Here is a 15,416-nt window from a genome sequence, read left to right on the forward strand (position 1 = left end):
CATCGCCACTGCATGCGCGCGATTGACGCGGCCGATCTTGCGCTCGAACTTGTGATCGAGCGTGCGCAGTCGCGCCGGACATTTGGCAAAGCACTGCATGAGCATGGCACGATCGGAGAAAGGATCGCCAGACGATCAACAAATCGTTCTGGGCCGGACTCTACTATCGGCAGCAGCGCGCAAAGGGCAGTTCATACCAGGCCGCGGTGCGGGCGCTGGCGTTCAAATGGATACGCATCCTCTACCGTTGCTGGCAGACGGGAAAACCCTACGATGAGAGCGCCTATCTGAACGCGTTGAGAACACATGGCTCGCCACTTCTCGAACGCGCGACGCTTCCAGGAAGCGCCGCGCTTTCCTCTGAAACCACTTGACGGACTGGCTCAGGGCGTGTTGCGGTCCTTCGTACCTCAGCGAGTTCGACCTAACGCGAATGGCCGGTTCCGGGCACTCCGAACAGGCGCTATCGAATCGTTTCAGCCATTGGACTTTCTCGTAAGCAGACGACCACGCCGATACAGGGAATGGGCGCGTCGGCGCGAGACGCTGTAGATGGTACGCGAGTACGCCCGCACCATGCGTGATGCCTACCGACCAACGCTCCCCTATCAGGGTCGCCCGGGTCATCGAAAAATTTGAGGTGGTCGACTGCGATTCTAGCCGGGTCAGTTCGTCTTAGATCTAACAACAACGGGGATTCGTAGTCCAATCCGTCTCCGAGTGTCGACCACGGATGCAAAACTATTTCCCGAGGTGGATAAGAAAATAGAGAGGTTACCGCCAATAGCGTTACCTAGGAGAAGCGATGCTCCCGCTCATTCTTGGACCAAGATACAACATCCGCGTCACCTGCGATGCCAGCCCCAGCAATGACCGAAGCGAATCGACAATACAAGTCGATCCGACGAACCCGTACCACATGGTCGGGTCGTCCAAACGATTCACCGACCCGCACACCTATGCGTTCTCGCTCGCCGCGTATTCGACATTCGACGCGGGCCGATCGTGGCAGGAGGCTGCACCCCTCGGGCTCCTCGCGGGCTGGGACGGAGTTTCGGATCCCACGGTCGCCTTCGACGATGTTGGCGGCGCCTATCTCGTCGCCCTTCCTTTTCAAGGCGCCAATCCGATCGCGATCGCCGTCTATAAGTCTACGGACGGCGGTTTGACCTGGTCCGCTCCGAACCTCATTCATTCGGCGCTCGGCGATGACAAGCAGTCGGCCGCGGGCGATACCAATCCCGGCAGCCCCTATCATGGCCGCATCTACGCCGCCTGGGACGGCCCGGGTGGCATGCTCTTCGGGCGCACGATCGACTACGGCACCAGTTGGCGCGGGACCGGAGCGAACCCGGTCGGAACGTCACTTGCTCCGGCCTCGTTCGCGCCGCAGGTGGTCGTGGCCGCAGACAGTAGCGTCTACATTTTCTTCATAGCCGGTGCCGACCTCCAGTTCGTCAAATCCACTGATGGCGGGGATTCGTTCTCGAACCCGGCCACGGTCGCGAGCGGGATCACGGCCTTGCCCGGGCAACTGCCCGGTGGCACGTTCCGGACGCCGACGGTCTCGACGGTCTGTGTCGGCGTCAACGCGACCGACCTGGTTGTTACCTGGCCCGACTATCGACAGGCGGTCGCCCGCATCTACTATGCGCGCTCTACCACGGGTGGCGCCGTCTGGCAGGCGGGCAGCGGTTCCGGCATGCCGCTGATGAGCGCAGGCGCCGTCTCTGCCCCGGATCAACACGAGTTCCAGCCTCAGCTCGCCTGCACGCTGCAGGGCGACGTCGGGTGCGCTTTCTATCTCTTCGGGCCAAAGGGAGGAGGCACGACGCCGCTGATCGACGTTGTCCTGACAGCGTCGGCCGACAACGCGGCGACCTTCGTGGATCGGGCCACGGTCACCGAGATGCCATGGGACCCTACAGTGGATGCTGTCTGGGCCCACGGAGATCCCAACGTAACCTTCATTGGCGATTACTTCGGTCTGGCCGCGAGCCAGCTCGGCTTCTTCCCATTGTGGATGGACACTCGCACCGGAACCCAGGAAATGTTCACGGCACGCGTCGCGGCCCGGCCCGCGAACGTCTACATCCGCGACTCCGCGAGCGACACAGGAACGGTACCGTCACCCGGCAACCACTGGGAGGCGCCGGATCTGATCGTACGCCGGCAGCAGGACGGCAACGCCATCTGGGTCGATCAGGATCTGCTGCGCGACGGCGTGACTGATCATTTCATCTACGGCAAGATCACCAACCTCGGACCCAATCCCGCGGAGAACGTCACGCTCGCCGTGACAGTAGGCAACTATCCCGCGCTTGATGCGTTGCCCGGGCTGGAGTTTCGTTATCCGCAGGATTGGTATCCGGGCGACTGGCAGACGGCGGCGGTCCAGCAGAGACACCTGTACCTCGGCGAGAGTGCGTCGATGAATCTGGCGGTGGGCGCCACCCGTATCTTCGGACCCATTCGCTGGCCTGCCGCACAGATTCCTCAAGAGGGCACCTGGCACCCATGCCTCCTGGCAGAGGCGCGCGGCAACAATAACGACTCAGCAGGCGGTACCGATGGCGCGCCGGTGTCGGTCGCCCCCGGTACGTGCGATTACGGCAGCTACTTCTGGGGCGACAACAACGTCTGTCAGCGCAACCTGTCATACGCCCATGTCTTCGCGGCCGCCGACAGCCTGATCGAGTTGCCCTTCATCATCGGCAGCCCGTACAGTCACGCGACGCTCATCGAGGTCATCGTCCACAAGGGCCACAGGCTGGCCGATGTTCCCATGAAGCTCGCCGTCCTGCCCCCGAGGAAAGGGGAGAAACAGCCTTTACCGACCGAGAATCACATGCACGGGGCCGAGTTTTCTGGCAAGCACTGGAACCTGACCCATCGAGTGGCTGGAGTCGGCTTTACGGTTGCGCCAGGGCAGACGCTTCGCATGAAGCTGTCGCTGAAGCTTCCGAAGGAATTCGATCTCGACGCGCCGACAAGGCTGACGATCTTCCAGCGCAATGACAGCCATGTCACCACCGGCAGCGCCATCCTGGAGCTCGTTCGCGGCCACGATGAGGACGCGAACCACGAACGGAAACAACGTGATTCTTCGACGCGCAAAAAAGGGCGATGACGCCGCGCACCATCGGACTCCAGCTTTTACTGCACGCACTTTACAAAATCGTCCTGCCTGCACGGTTTTGTTTACACGTGATTTTGCGAGGCGCCTTTTCCGAGCTGGGCTGTCGGGCTCCATCGGCCAGCTGTTACCGCCTGGGGCTTTGTTCATTCTGCTGGTCGTGTCTTCGTGACCACCCCATGAATGAAGGTTTCGCGCCGGGCGATCACTCGACCTTTCGAATAATCGATAAGGGGGCATCATGTCGAATATCCAGGTCACGCACGATACGAGCGTGAATAACGCGAGAAGCGAAAGCAATATCGCAGTCAACGCCAATAACCCGAAGCAGATCGTAGCGGGGTCCAAGAAGTTCGGGGACATTCACAATTACGACTTCATTCTGGCCACCGAATACTCCACGGACGGTGGCATCTCATGGCATGATTCGGCCGCCTTGACGCTATCCGGTTTTACGCTGCTCACCGACCCTGCGCTTGCCTGGGACGATGTGGGAAACGTCTATCTGGTCGGTCTGTCGGGCAACAATCCGCCGACCTTCGACACCGTCGGGATCGTGATCTACCAGTCATCGGATGGCGGACAGACCTGGAGCGCTCCGCTGCCGATCCACAACAGCGCTGGCGATGACAAGCAGTGGGCGGCAGGAGACACGAATCCGTCGAGTCCGTTTCACGGCCGCGTCTATGCAGTCTGGGACGACGGATCCGACATGCGGTTCGCACGCACCACGGACCATGGTGTAACCTGGATCGGTGCGGGACCTGGCGCGACACCCGCGGGGACGGTGCTCGTCAATGATTCGTTTTCACCGGACATAAGAGTCGCGGCCAACGGTGACATCTATATCGTCTGGATCGCGGGAAGCGAGATCAAGATGATCGTGTCGACGGACGGGGGCGACAGTTTTACGCCCGCCGTGTCGCCGGCCGCGGGCGCGACGACGCTCAATGCCGGATTGCCGGCCCCTCATGGGTGGCCGGTGTTTCCGGGCGGAAACTTTCGCGTGCTGACGATCCCATCGGCCAGCGTCTTCGGGAGCACGGTCGCCGTGGCATGGGCCGACTTCCGCGAAGGCGTGTCCCGTATCTACTGCGCAGTGTCGTCTGACGGTGGCGCCAGCTGGCCCACCGGTCTCTCGGGAAAGCCGTTGCTGGCAGGACCGCTACCCTCGGGTTTGCAGCACTTTCACCCGCAGATCGTCATTGATCCCAACGGCGTGATCGGGTGCGCCTTCTACGAGTTCGGCCCCAAGCCGTCGACGCCACTCATCGATGTCATGATCGCCCAGTCGGTTGATGGCGGGATCTCGTTCGATCGTGCCACCGTGACGGACCAGCCATGGGATCCGGCCATCGACGCACCGTGGTCCCATGGAGATTCCAACGTCACCTTCATTGGTGACTACTTCGGGCTGGACGCCAGCACGCGGGGATTCTATCCGCTCTGGACGGACACGCGGACTGGTATCCAGGAACTCTGGACCGACATCGTGCGGGCCCGTGCACTGCTCAAGATTCCGCCCGGCCTGTATGGGCAAGTCGCCCAGATTTTGGACGGCATCATTCAGGACGGCGGTGGCGACGAGATCGTGGGCGGGCATATCGTACATATTCCGCCCTGGGGACCCGAACTGGATATTCTGCTGGGTGTCGCGATCCAGCGGATCGCCACGCTTGTCGCCAGCCCCGGGGGTATCGGCATTCAGAGAGCAGCCATGGCCATGGTGGCGCACGTAGCTCAACAGGAAGTAAAGCGTCTTGAAGGCAAAGGATAGGCGACCAGCGCGCGGTGCGAGAGTTCACCAACGTGCTGACTTATATCGTGGCGACGGCTGCGGGTCTGCGTCCGCATTTTCGCACGATGCAAGACTACCTCGGATAGACGTGCGCAGCTGTGCGTCAGCGTGAGCGGCGTGCGCGATCCACCGTATCGACGGCGGTGGATCGCGTTGCGTCGGTGGCGGTGCGCTTCAGATCTGACGGGCGCGATCGAGTCGGCCCGTTTGCGCAGGCGCGAGCAGTGCGGATCCGTGCGCAGGCGCGCACGAAAAGGATAGGGAGCGACGGAGATGGCCAACATCCAGGTGACTCGCGGTGCCAGTCCGAACGACGCGAGAAGCGAAAGCAGTCTCGCCATCAACCCCAACAATCCGCTGCAGTTGGTTGCGGCGTCGAGGAAGTGCAAAGACATCGCCGCCTATGATTTCACCTCGGCGACGGTCTATTCCACCGACGCCGGCATCACATGGCACGATTCCGCGAATCTGGCAACGCCCGACTGGACTGGCGTTTCCGACCCGGCGCTTGCGTGGGACGATAGCGGCAACATCTTCCTCGTGTGCGCCGCGATAAGGAATCCGCCCGCGATTGACTACGTGGGGATCGCCGTCTACAGGTCTTTCGACGGGGGACAAACCTGGAGCGCGCCGAGCCTCATCCATGCGAGCGCCGAGGACGAAAAGCCATGGGTTGCCGGCGATGCCGGAAGTAGCGCTTTTCACGGCCGCGTCTACGCTGCCTGGGACGATGGCGTGAGCCTGCGCTTCGCGCGCACGCTGGATCATGGAATCACCTGGATTGGGATCGGAACTGATCCAGCAGGCAGTATCCTCGCCAGTGACACCCCCTTCTCGCCTGAGATCAACGTAGCTGCCGACGGAACCATCTACATCGCCTGGACCGCAGGAAGTGAAATCAAGATGATGGTGTCCTCGGACGGTGGCAATAGTTTCCATCCGGTAGCGTCGCCGGCCACTGGCATCACGACACTCGAGTCATCGCTACCGCCCTGGAAACCTCATGGCTGGCCGGTCCTGCCCGGAGGGACCTTTCGGGTATTTACCCTGCCTACGGCCTGTGTGTCGGGACAGACCGTGCTCGTCGCGTGGGCCGATTACCGCGAAGGTGTCTCCCGCATCTACTACGCGCTGTCCACGAATGGTGGCGCCGGCTGGGACACCCCTCCCTCCGGACGGCCACTCCTTACCGGTGCGCTCGCCGCGAACCAGCAACACTTCCACCCGCAGATCATTGCTAATCCGAAGGGCGTCATCGGATGCGCCTTTTATGAGTTCGGGCCAAAGGCGAGTACCTATCTTATTGACGTGATCATGGCCCAATCGTTTGACGGCGGGGTGTCGTTCAATCGCTTTACCGTGACTGACCGTCCCTGGGACCCGACCATCGACGCACCCGTCTCGCTCGTGGATCCAATCGCGTCGTTCATCGGCGAATACTTTGGCCTCGACGCGAGCACCAATGGGTTCTATCCGCTCTGGACAGACACCCGGACGGGCATTCAGGAACTCTGGATGGATATCGTGCCGCCTCATCCGCAGGTGGAGGTGCCGTCCGGCATTTATGGGCAGGTCGCGCAGATCCTGTTCGGCATCATCCAGGACGGCGGCGGGGACGAGATCGTCGGTGGACATCTCGTTCACATTTCCCCGTGGGGGCCCGAGTTAGACATTTTGCTCGGCGTTGCAATTCAACGGATCGCCACTCTCGTCGCTAACCCAGAGGGCGTCAAAATCCAGAAAGCCGCCATGACCATGGTGACCAGCGTGGCCCATCAGGAAATCGGGCGGCTCGAAGTCAATAGATAGCTGATCATGGAATGCGCTCGTGGGGCTGGGCCGTTTTGCGACGTCAACTTACCTGGCTTCCGGAAGGGGCGGATATCCAACACCTGTTCCCGGGTACTCCCAAGACCTTCAATGCCAACTCAAGACGGGGGTTGCCCGTGCGCTTACCGGTCGGCAGCTCTTGGCCGCTGTGCGAACTTCGCGAACGACCGCTTACGCGGAACACGAGAGGAGGCAACGGGGTCGATAGCGCCGAGTCGCTTTGCTCGGGAGCGGTCATTCCAAAAAGCTGCTTCCGGGAGAGCGCGAATGGCAGGTATGGCCGAGGACTCGCCGGCCGCTGCAGATAAAGGGATGACTGTTGTACGCTGAAAGCGGCCGTACAGGTGACGCCGGGCTCTATGTCCGTAGTGGGTCGACTAGCGACGATGAGGCGCAGAACTTGACAAGGTTCACAGTTCAAGGGTGCTAGAGCGGCGAACGATAGATCGAAAACCTTTTGATCGCGCCAACGCTTTTTTTGCGCTCGAGATGAGCGTAGTTACCCAACCACTGCTGCCGGCGTCGACGAACAATAAAGTCAAGAAATGTGCTTTCATGACGATTTCAACCCAGTCTCAATGCCCTAATAACACGAGGTCGTATGCAACTGGATATGAGTGAAGCGATTCCGATACCAAATTTGGTATAGTAGTCTGACGATTTGCCGCCCGTCTGCGACAACATGATGCTTTTGCTTTTCCAGACTTTATTGCCGAACGTTCCAAACTTTATTGTCGCGGCACAATTGCCGGTTACCGCTTGCCGACGGATGTCGTGACCGGCTGCAGTCGCGATTGAAGAGAGTAGCGAAAGATGAAAGCCCTCCAATGCGAGGGCTTTCTCTTTTTTGAGGCAATTGGAAGGCGAGGGATGGGTGCCTGCGCTCGCTTACCAACGGGGGTGCCCTTCCTGCGCGCTTGTGAAAGAAGTTTTGTCACCGTTGGTAACTGCGGTGGAGCGGACGCGAAGGTGCGTTACCTGCGGTGCTGGACTACGACGCTCGGCGCAGCCGGAGTCGATTGCGCGAACACGGGCGCGCTGCAGGCGACGCAAGCTGACGCGGCGGGATCGTTTGACGCGAGTGTAGGCCGCGCGCCTTGTCAGTTGATTGGTAGCTGATTTACAAGTATTCCCTGATATAACGTAGCCGGTCACTGCGTCGACGCACAGCCGGCGCGAGGCAAGCCGGCCGCGCAAAAAACTTTCTGTAACGAAGCCGTAACCACGGAATTTTGCGATTAGCCTAACGTTTGAATTCCAATCCTCCGAAGTGCACTACCATGATTTCCAGCAATAAAACGCTCAACCTGGCGATTCCCGCGGCCGTCACCGCACTCGCGTTGGGCGGTTGCGCAGTGGCGCCGCCGAGCGGCCCAAGCGTGGTCGCGATGCCGCATAGCGGCGAGCCTCTGAGCCAGTTCCAGCAGAACGACTACGCGTGCCGCGATTACGCGAACCAATCGACGAATCCGTCCGGCGCGGCGCAGGCGGCCACCACGAATAGCGTGAACAGCGCGGCGCTCGGCACGCTCGGCGGTGCGGCGATTGGCGCGCTGCTCGGTGCGGCGGCGGGCGACGCCGGCGCGGGCGCAGCGATCGGCGCGGGCGGCGGCCTGCTGATCGGCGGCGCGAACGGCGCGAACGGCGCCCAGTACTCGGCCGCCAGCATGCAGGCCCGCTATGACACCGCCTACGCCCAGTGTATGACCTCGAAGGGCGAGACGATCGCTCAGCCGCAGCCTTACTATTCGACGCAGCCGGTGTATCTCGCGCCCCGTCCCTATTACGCGCCGCCTCCGCCGGTTATGTATGCGCCTTATCCGGCTTACTGACCGGCGGCAGGCCGAACTTGCTTATCTTGCATTGTCGGCTGGCCGGTAGCGTCTAACGACGATCGTCAAACTGCGTCGCCGTTCACGTCGGGTTGTCCGTTGACGCCGCTTTGCGCGGACGACGGCTGCGAGACGCCGTTTTACGGGCGGTCTTGCTGGCGGCCTGAGGCGCTTCTTCCGAACTGACTGCCGGAGCAGGGGCCTCGGCCGGCGCTGCGATCTCAGGTACTTCATCGATCGTACGCGGCGCACTTTTCTTCACTTTCCTCGCGGCCGTTTTGCGCGATGTTCGCTTTTTGGCGCTTTGACGTTGCGCGGGTTGGTCGCCGTCGATGGACTGATCGGCTTCGTGGCTGGAGACGACTTGTTCAGCGGCTGTATCTACTTCTGCTACCTGTTCAGTGGCGAATTCGTGCGGGAGCCGCGCGTGTTCATGCGGTTGTTGCCGGTGGATCTGTTCGGCGTGTTCCGCGTGTTCGGTGGGCGTCGGTGTGGTCGCCGCGGGTTCTTCGTCAGCCGTTTCGTGGCGACTGCTCCTGCCATGCGCATCCTCCTGCTGACTCCGGCTCGCCTTGCGATTGTTGCGGTCCTTGCGCCGCGACTTGTGCTTGCCACCCGACTCAGAAGCGGCCGCGTGCGCGGCCTGCGCTTCATACGAATGTTCGGCTGACTGTTCAGCCGATACCGCTCCAGCCGACCCCGTTTCAGCAGACTCCGTCACGGATTCGCCGACGGTTTCGCTTGCAGTTTCACTCGCGACGTTCATAGTTGCGCTTCGATAAACGTACGCGCCTGACTTCTCGTCGCGGCCGAATTCGAGCAGCCCGCGCGCTTGCGCTTCTTCCAGCAGATTGCCGAAAGCGCGAAAACCGTAGTACGTCTCGTTGAAATCCGGTTTGCGCCGTTTGATCGCGTTCTTCAGCACCGACGCCCAGATCTTGCCGCTGTCGCCACGTTCGGAAGCGAGCGCGTCGAACGTCTGCACCGCAATTTCAACGGCCTTGCTGCGGCGCTTCTCGAGATCCTCTTTGGGCGGGGTCTTCTCTTCATCAGGCGTACGTTTGGCGGCCTGCTGGGCGCTTTGCTGCTGGCGCGACGATTCGCGCCTCGCGACTGCGCGCTGACTTTCGCGGACGAGGTCGTCATAAAAGAAGAATTCGTCGCAATTCGCAATCAGCAGATCCGACGTGGACTGTTGCACACCGACGCCAATTACCTGTTTGGCGTTTTCGCGCAGCTTCGATACGAGCGGCGAGAAATCCGAATCACCACTGATAATGACGAATGTATTGACGTGCGACTTCGTGTAACAGAGATCGAGCGCATCGACGACGAGCCGGATGTCGGCGGAATTTTTGCCCGATTGGCGCACGTGCGGAATTTCGATCAGCTCGAAATTAGCCTCGTGCATTGCCCCTTTGAAACTCTTGTAGCGATCCCAGTCGCAATATGCTTTCTTGACGACGATGCTGCCCTTTAGCAGCAGGCGTTCGAGCACCAACTTGATGTCGAACTTGTCGTACTTCGCGTCGCGCACGCCGAGCGCGACATTTTCGAAGTCGCAAAAAAGCGCCATGCTGACGTTTTCGTTGGATGACGCCATGTGTATCTCCATTGAAGCGATCGTCGAACGCGACGAATCGCGACATGATAGCGATTCCAGCGAAGGTGAGCAGCTTTTGTGGCGCGCTCGCACCGGTCGGCAGGTGGAGATTTGCAGCAAGCAGTCCGACCGGCAGCCCAACCGGCGGTCCGGCAAGCGGCTCCATGTCAGTCCCGTTACATGGTGTCGCGACGACCTGCGTTATTCCACGTCGCGCGGGCTTCCAGCACGTCATCGATCAATCCGTATTCCCTCGCTTCGAGCGCCGACATGAAGTTGTCGCGGTCGGTGTCGCGCGCGATCTCTTCGATGCTGCGTCCGGTGCGCTCAGCCATCATCGAATTGAGACGCGCTCGCACATACAGCACCTCCTTCGCCTGGATCTCGATGTCCGCCGCGGTGCCCTGACCGCCGCCGGACGGCTGGTGAATCATGATGCGCGCATTGGGCAGCGCATACCGTTTGCCACGTTGACCCGCGGTGAGCAGGAAGGTGCCCATGCTCGCGGCAAACCCCGTGCACAAGGTCGAGACCTCTGGCTTGATGAACTGCATGGTGTCATAAATTGCAAGGCCGTCATATACCGAGCCGCCGGGCGAGTTGATGTATAAAGAAATATCCTTGTCGGGGTTCTCCGATTCGAGAAACAGCAGTTGCGCGACGATCAGACTGGCTGACTGCTCGTTCACGGGCCCGACAAGGAAGACGATGCGCTCGCGCAGGAGGCGGGAGTAGATGTCATAGGCGCGCTCGCCCCGGCCGGATTGTTCGATCACCGTGGGCACAAGGCCCAGGCTTGAGACAGAGGGGTAACTGGAAGGCATGGATTCCTCGTTCAGAATGGACGTGCGCCGGTTATTGCTCATTTGACGAAGCAGCGGCCGTCGTTGTGACAGCAAATTTTTTGCGCCGCGCTGTCACATCACCAGCTGCCCATGCGTCAAGCTCAGGAATACCGGACATGGCGAGTACCTGAATCATGCTGCCGGTACGCAACTGCTTTTTCACTATGCACCATCGGGAGGTCTACGCATGACGGAGCAGGGAATCGACAAGGCATCCAGTTTCGAGGCCGCGCGCGCCCGTCTGCTGGCGCTCGCATACCGGATGCTCGGCAGTCGCGCGGAAGCCGAAGACGTGGTGCAGGACGTCTGGCTCAAATGGCATCTGGCCGATACGCAGGCGGTGCAAACACCGGTCGCGTGGCTGACCACGCTAACCACGCGCACGGCGATCGACCGTCTGCGGCACGCGCAGCGCGAGCGAGCGTCGCAGGCTAGCGGCTGGCTGCCGGAGCCGTGGCTCGACGAGGTCGCGCCATCTGCGGAGGAGTTGGCATTGCGCGCGGCGGATATGTCATATGGCGTGATGCTGCTGCTCGAACATTTGAAGCCAGACGAACGTGCGGCGTTCGTCCTGCATGAAGCGTTCGAGTGCGATTATGCGGAAATTGCGTCGATTCTCGAGCGCAAACCGGCCGCTTGCCGGCAAATGGTTCACCGCGCCAAGGAGCGTCTGAAACGTGCCGGCGCGCCGTTGGAGCGGCCAGATCCAGCGGTGCATGGGCGAATCGTCGAGCGTTTGCGCGCGGCGCTCGAAGCCCAAGACCGGGTGGGCCTGCTGCAGCTTTTCACCGACGCGCCGCAACTGATCAGCGACCTACCTTTGTACGTTCCGCCCACGCAGTTCCCCGCGGTCAAGCCGGCGCTGCATGCACACGGTCCAACACCCAACACCGAAGCACAGCGCGCCTGCGAATCGGTTTCAGTTCCGAAGTGGATGGCCGCGATCACATCGCTCGCACAACAGGCGAGCCATGCCGAGGTGGTGTCGATGGCGGGTGCTGTGTGTATCGCGTTGTTCTGCGACGGCGACATCGTCGGGTTAATCGACGTGGTGACGGATGGCACAACAGAACTTTCGGCGAGAATCGTCTCCCTGCGCATCCTCACCAGCGCCACGCATTTGCAGGCGGCTAACCAGATGTTGGGCCGTGATGCGGTCAAGGAACTGCTTGTCCGGATCAAGGACCATCCGAGGGCATCAGTTACGGTGAGCCGCGACTTCCCAGTTGATGTCGACGCATAGCACCTGCGTACCATGCGGCGTGTGCGCGGCAATCGACGCAGTGACGCACAGATGGGCTTCGTTGATCGACAGATACGGCGGCGTCAAATTTACGCGCCCCGGTTGACGCATCGCCTGAATGAAGTACGGGCGGCGCTCCCAACTCGCGCCTTCGGAATGCAGCAGGGGGCTGAAGCGCTTTGCGCGTTGCGAGGTGCGGCCCGGCGGCAGCACGTTGTCGCCGATCTGCCGGCCCGAACCGTCCAGGACAAAGCAGCGCGCCGTTTCTCCCAGCGCGAGCAGGGCTGCGCTCGCCTGTGTGATTGATTCCCCGGCAATCAAATGCGCGGCGGCTGCCTCGAGCGCGGCAACATAGGGTGCGAGCCGCGCGGACTGTGCTTTCTCTCGAGCGGCAACGCGTTCGCGCAGCGAGGCGGAGAGCGAATCCATCAGGCGCGCTGCGACTTGCGGCTTGACGGGGTCGACGCTCGGGCCCGCGAAAAAGGCGCCCTGGACAAAGTCGACATTGCATTCGAGCGCGATCAGCGCATCGCGTTCCGTGCTCAGCCCGCCCATCAGCACCAGTTGCCCGGACTCGTGCAGCAGAGAGACGAGGCCCGGCAGAACGCGCTCGATGTGCGAGTGTTCACTCGCTTGCGCGAGGATGCAGCGGTCCAGAGTGACGATGTCCGGCCGCAGATTCCACACGCGGTCGATGTTCGAATGCTTGGCGCCAAAGCCGTCGAGCGCGATCAGGAAACCTGACTTGCGCAGCGAATCGACGATTTCGGCGAAGCGCGTGGTCTCGCCGCCGGCCTGTTCGGATACTTCGAGCACCACGCGTTGCGGCGGCAGGCCAAGCGTCTTCAGGCTGGCAAGCAGCGCGTCACCGTAGCTGGTGTCCATCAGTGCGGCCGGATGCAGGCTGAGGAAGAGCCATTCGTCGTGGCTGTCGAACGCGTTGAAATTGCCGAGGTGCAGCGATTCGGCCAGCCGTCCGAGTTCCAGCAGGTCGCCGCGTCGCGCGGCCTGCGTAAAGACTTCATGCGAGGGCACTTGCGTCTCATGCTCGTCATGGACCCGCAGCGACGCGTGATACCCGATTGCTCGTCGGTGCGATACCGAGAAGACCGGCTGAAACACGCTGAAAATGGTGTAGCCGCCGTACAGAACGGTACGCCGGGAGCCTTCATCGCCGGTCATCGGGCGTGGGGGCTGGAAGCCGGGAGGATCGAGTTCGATCATGCTCATCATGTCAGTCGTGTGGAAATGGCGGCGCTTGTCGGGCTCTGCAGGAGTTCGCACGCGCAGACCAAGAGTTTACAGGATAGGTGAGCAAGAATTATGCGCATGTACGAACACAGCTTGAGCCTCCACTGGCAATGCCTCGAGGAAACCATTGCGCGCGCGCCGCGGGACGAAGACGGCGACACGCACTTCGCTGGTGCGGGGCGCGCCCTGTTGCCGGTCGGCGGCGCTGTTCAAGTGCACTGCGCGCGGCGCGCTCAAAGCCATATCCAGATGTCTGTTCGCGAGTGCGCGAGGATGCGTCGCCCTGGTTCGTGCGGCCTTCAGGTTCGCTCCGAAGGATCGGTCTTTTTCGCGGGCGTGCGGATGTCCGGCGACAACTGCGCAAAGATCCATGACGAGCAGGCGGTAATGACGCCGACACACAGGAACGTCGCATGAAACGCGGGCAGCGAATTGGCTCCGGTCACGCGTTGCATGATGCCGGTAAAGGTCGTCAGCAACGCGCCGGCCACGGTCACGCCAAGACTCATCGAGAGCATCTGCACGAGCGAAAACAGGCTGTTGCCGCTGCTCGCGCCGCCAGTGCCGAGGTCCTTCAACGTCAACGTGTTCATCGCGGTGAACTGCATCGAGTTCACGCCGCCGAAGATCGCCAGTTGCACGAGTCGCAGCCACAGCGGCTGATTCGTGCTCGTGAGCGCAAAACTCGCCATCATCAGGCCGACGAGAATCGTGTTCGCCATCAGCACGCGTCGGTAGCTGTACTTCAGAATCAGCGTCGTCACGAGACGCTTCGTCGCCATTCCCGCGGCCGCTACCGGCAGCATCATCAGGCCGGCTTCGAATGCGCTGTAGCCGAGGCTCACCTGCAACAGCAGGGGTATCAGGTAGGGCATCGAGCCGCTGCCGATCCGCGCAAACAGATTGCCGAGCAGACCGACGCTAAACGTGTGGATCTTGAACAGATCGAGCGGGAAGATCGGCGCGGGCTCGCGCACCGCGTGCAGACCATAGGCAACGAAGCACGCCAGGCTCAGAATCAGCAGCACCAGCACCGTCGCATGTTGAATGCCGAACTCGGTGCGGCCGTCGAGCGCGAACGAAATCGCCACCATGCCGACCACCAGCAGCAGGTAGCCGCCAAGGTCGAATTTGCCCGTGTGTTCGTTGCGGCTGTCCGGCATGAAGATAAACGTCGCAATGCAGCCCACGATGCCTACCGGCACGTTGATCAGAAAGATCCAGTGCCACGACGCGATCTTGACGAGCCAGCCGCCGAGCGTCGGTCCAATCAACGGTCCGATCAGACCCGGAATCGCCACGAACGACAACGCCGGCAGATAGCGCTCCGCCGGAAAGGTACGCAGCACCGCGAGCCGCCCGACCGGCAGCAACATCGCACCGCCCACGCCTTGCAGAATGCGGAACAGCACCAGTTGATTCAACGTATGCGCGTTCGCACACAGCAACGAGCCCACCGCGAACACGAGGATCGCACTGAAGAACACCCGCCGCGTGCCGAGTTTGTCGGCGAGCCAGCCGGACACGGGGATCATCACCGCCATCGTCAGCGAATAGGCGATCACCACCGATTGCATGCGCAGCGGCAGCTCGCCGAGGCTTGTTGCCATCGCCGGGAGCGCGGTGTTGACGATCGTCGAATCGAGCGTCTGCATGAAGAAGCCGGTGGCGACCAGCCACAGCATCACGGTCAGCGAGCGGGGCGAAGGGCTCGAGGGAATGTCGGGAGCGAGGGCGGGCGGAGTCGGCGGCGTGGACATGAAAAGCGGCTGGGCGCGCCCGGTCGGGCGGGGACTCGCTATTCTAGGGAAAAGCGCAGCCCGGCGCAGCGCGCGGCGGCGTGTTGCGTACCTGCAAGTGCTGCGTCACGGCCAAGCT

General features: G+C 61.6%; 10 protein-coding genes and 2 pseudogenes. 7 read left to right on the plus strand and 5 right to left on the minus strand.

Annotation, left to right across the window (positions count from 1 at the left end):
* Nucleotides 1-12: 12 nt before the first annotated feature.
* The 6 genes and pseudogenes from F6X42_RS46035 to F6X42_RS32400 form a co-directional block, all read left to right on the plus strand.
* A pseudogene (locus F6X42_RS46035) lies at nt 13-84 on the plus strand (hypothetical protein); the annotation flags it as partial.
* Nucleotides 85-143: 59 nt separating this feature from the next.
* A pseudogene (locus tag F6X42_RS44420) lies at nt 144-374 on the plus strand (hypothetical protein); the annotation flags it as partial.
* A 431-nt stretch (nt 375-805) separates the two neighbouring features.
* Nucleotides 806-3,130 (plus strand): sialidase family protein, encoded by a 2,325-nt coding sequence (locus tag F6X42_RS44425; protein ID WP_246530321.1) that lies wholly within the window; start codon nt 806-808, stop codon nt 3,128-3,130.
* A 247-nt stretch (nt 3,131-3,377) separates the two neighbouring features.
* Entirely contained in the window at nt 3,378-4,913 is a 1,536-nt protein-coding gene (locus F6X42_RS32390) for a sialidase family protein (RefSeq protein ID WP_187638087.1), read from the plus strand.
* Nucleotides 4,914-5,207: 294 nt separating this feature from the next.
* Complete coding sequence (locus F6X42_RS32395) at nt 5,208-6,743, plus strand: sialidase family protein (protein WP_187638088.1); 1,536 nt, start codon at nt 5,208-5,210, stop codon at nt 6,741-6,743.
* Between the two features lie 1,301 nt (nt 6,744-8,044).
* A complete protein-coding gene (locus tag F6X42_RS32400; protein ID WP_187638089.1) occupies nt 8,045-8,596 on the plus strand; it encodes a glycine zipper family protein in 552 nt (183 codons plus the stop codon).
* 82 nt (nt 8,597-8,678) lie between these two features.
* On the opposite strand, the gene F6X42_RS32405 is transcribed toward F6X42_RS32400, so the two are convergent.
* The 3 genes from F6X42_RS32405 to F6X42_RS32415 form a co-directional block, all read right to left on the minus strand.
* Nucleotides 8,679-10,199, minus strand: coding sequence for an NYN domain-containing protein (locus F6X42_RS32405; RefSeq protein WP_187638090.1), 1,521 nt, complete (start codon nt 10,197-10,199; stop codon nt 8,679-8,681).
* 176 nt (nt 10,200-10,375) lie between these two features.
* A complete protein-coding gene (gene clpP, locus F6X42_RS32410) occupies nt 10,376-11,023 on the minus strand; it encodes an ATP-dependent Clp endopeptidase proteolytic subunit ClpP (protein ID WP_187638111.1) in 648 nt (215 codons plus the stop codon).
* Nucleotides 11,024-11,054: 31 nt separating this feature from the next.
* Nucleotides 11,055-11,207: a hypothetical protein gene (locus F6X42_RS32415; protein WP_187638091.1), complete on the minus strand. Its 153-nt coding sequence runs from the start codon at nt 11,205-11,207 to the stop codon at nt 11,055-11,057.
* A 24-nt stretch (nt 11,208-11,231) separates the two neighbouring features.
* Between F6X42_RS32415 and F6X42_RS32420 the strand changes: the two genes are divergently transcribed.
* Nucleotides 11,232-12,287, plus strand: coding sequence for a sigma-70 family RNA polymerase sigma factor (locus F6X42_RS32420; RefSeq protein ID WP_187638092.1), 1,056 nt, complete (start codon nt 11,232-11,234; stop codon nt 12,285-12,287).
* Here the strand turns inward: F6X42_RS32420 and F6X42_RS32425 are convergent.
* On the minus strand, nt 12,243-13,517 hold the full coding sequence (locus F6X42_RS32425) for an EAL domain-containing protein (protein ID WP_187638093.1): 1,275 nt from the start codon (nt 13,515-13,517) through the stop codon (nt 12,243-12,245). The genes F6X42_RS32420 and F6X42_RS32425 overlap by 45 nt on opposite strands.
* 320 nt (nt 13,518-13,837) lie before the next feature.
* Nucleotides 13,838-15,298 (minus strand): multidrug transporter subunit MdtD, encoded by a 1,461-nt coding sequence (mdtD, locus tag F6X42_RS32430; protein ID WP_187638094.1) that lies wholly within the window; start codon nt 15,296-15,298, stop codon nt 13,838-13,840.
* Nucleotides 15,299-15,416: the final 118 nt, after the last annotated feature.

The sequence above is a fragment of the Paraburkholderia podalyriae genome (assembly GCF_014397785.1).
In the GTDB taxonomy this organism is placed as follows: Bacteria; Pseudomonadota; Gammaproteobacteria; order Burkholderiales; family Burkholderiaceae; genus Paraburkholderia; species Paraburkholderia podalyriae.

What these genes read in the sequence shown, in the direction of transcription:
- F6X42_RS44425 (WP_246530321.1), top strand. Translation starts at nt 806, where the DNA reads ATGCTCCCGCTCATTCTTGGACCAAGATACAACATCCGCGTCACCTGC.
- F6X42_RS32390 (WP_187638087.1), top strand. Translation starts at nt 3,378, where the DNA reads ATGTCGAATATCCAGGTCACGCACGATACGAGCGTGAATAACGCGAGA.
- F6X42_RS32395 (WP_187638088.1), top strand. Translation starts at nt 5,208, where the DNA reads ATGGCCAACATCCAGGTGACTCGCGGTGCCAGTCCGAACGACGCGAGA.
- F6X42_RS32400 (WP_187638089.1), top strand. Translation starts at nt 8,045, where the DNA reads ATGATTTCCAGCAATAAAACGCTCAACCTGGCGATTCCCGCGGCCGTC.
- F6X42_RS32405 (WP_187638090.1), bottom strand. Translation starts at nt 10,199, where the DNA reads ATGGCGTCATCCAACGAAAACGTCAGCATGGCGCTTTTTTGCGACTTC.
- clpP (WP_187638111.1), bottom strand. Translation starts at nt 11,023, where the DNA reads ATGCCTTCCAGTTACCCCTCTGTCTCAAGCCTGGGCCTTGTGCCCACG.
- F6X42_RS32420 (WP_187638092.1), top strand. Translation starts at nt 11,232, where the DNA reads ATGACGGAGCAGGGAATCGACAAGGCATCCAGTTTCGAGGCCGCGCGC.
- F6X42_RS32425 (WP_187638093.1), bottom strand. Translation starts at nt 13,517, where the DNA reads ATGAGCATGATCGAACTCGATCCTCCCGGCTTCCAGCCCCCACGCCCG.
- mdtD (WP_187638094.1), bottom strand. Translation starts at nt 15,298, where the DNA reads ATGTCCACGCCGCCGACTCCGCCCGCCCTCGCTCCCGACATTCCCTCG.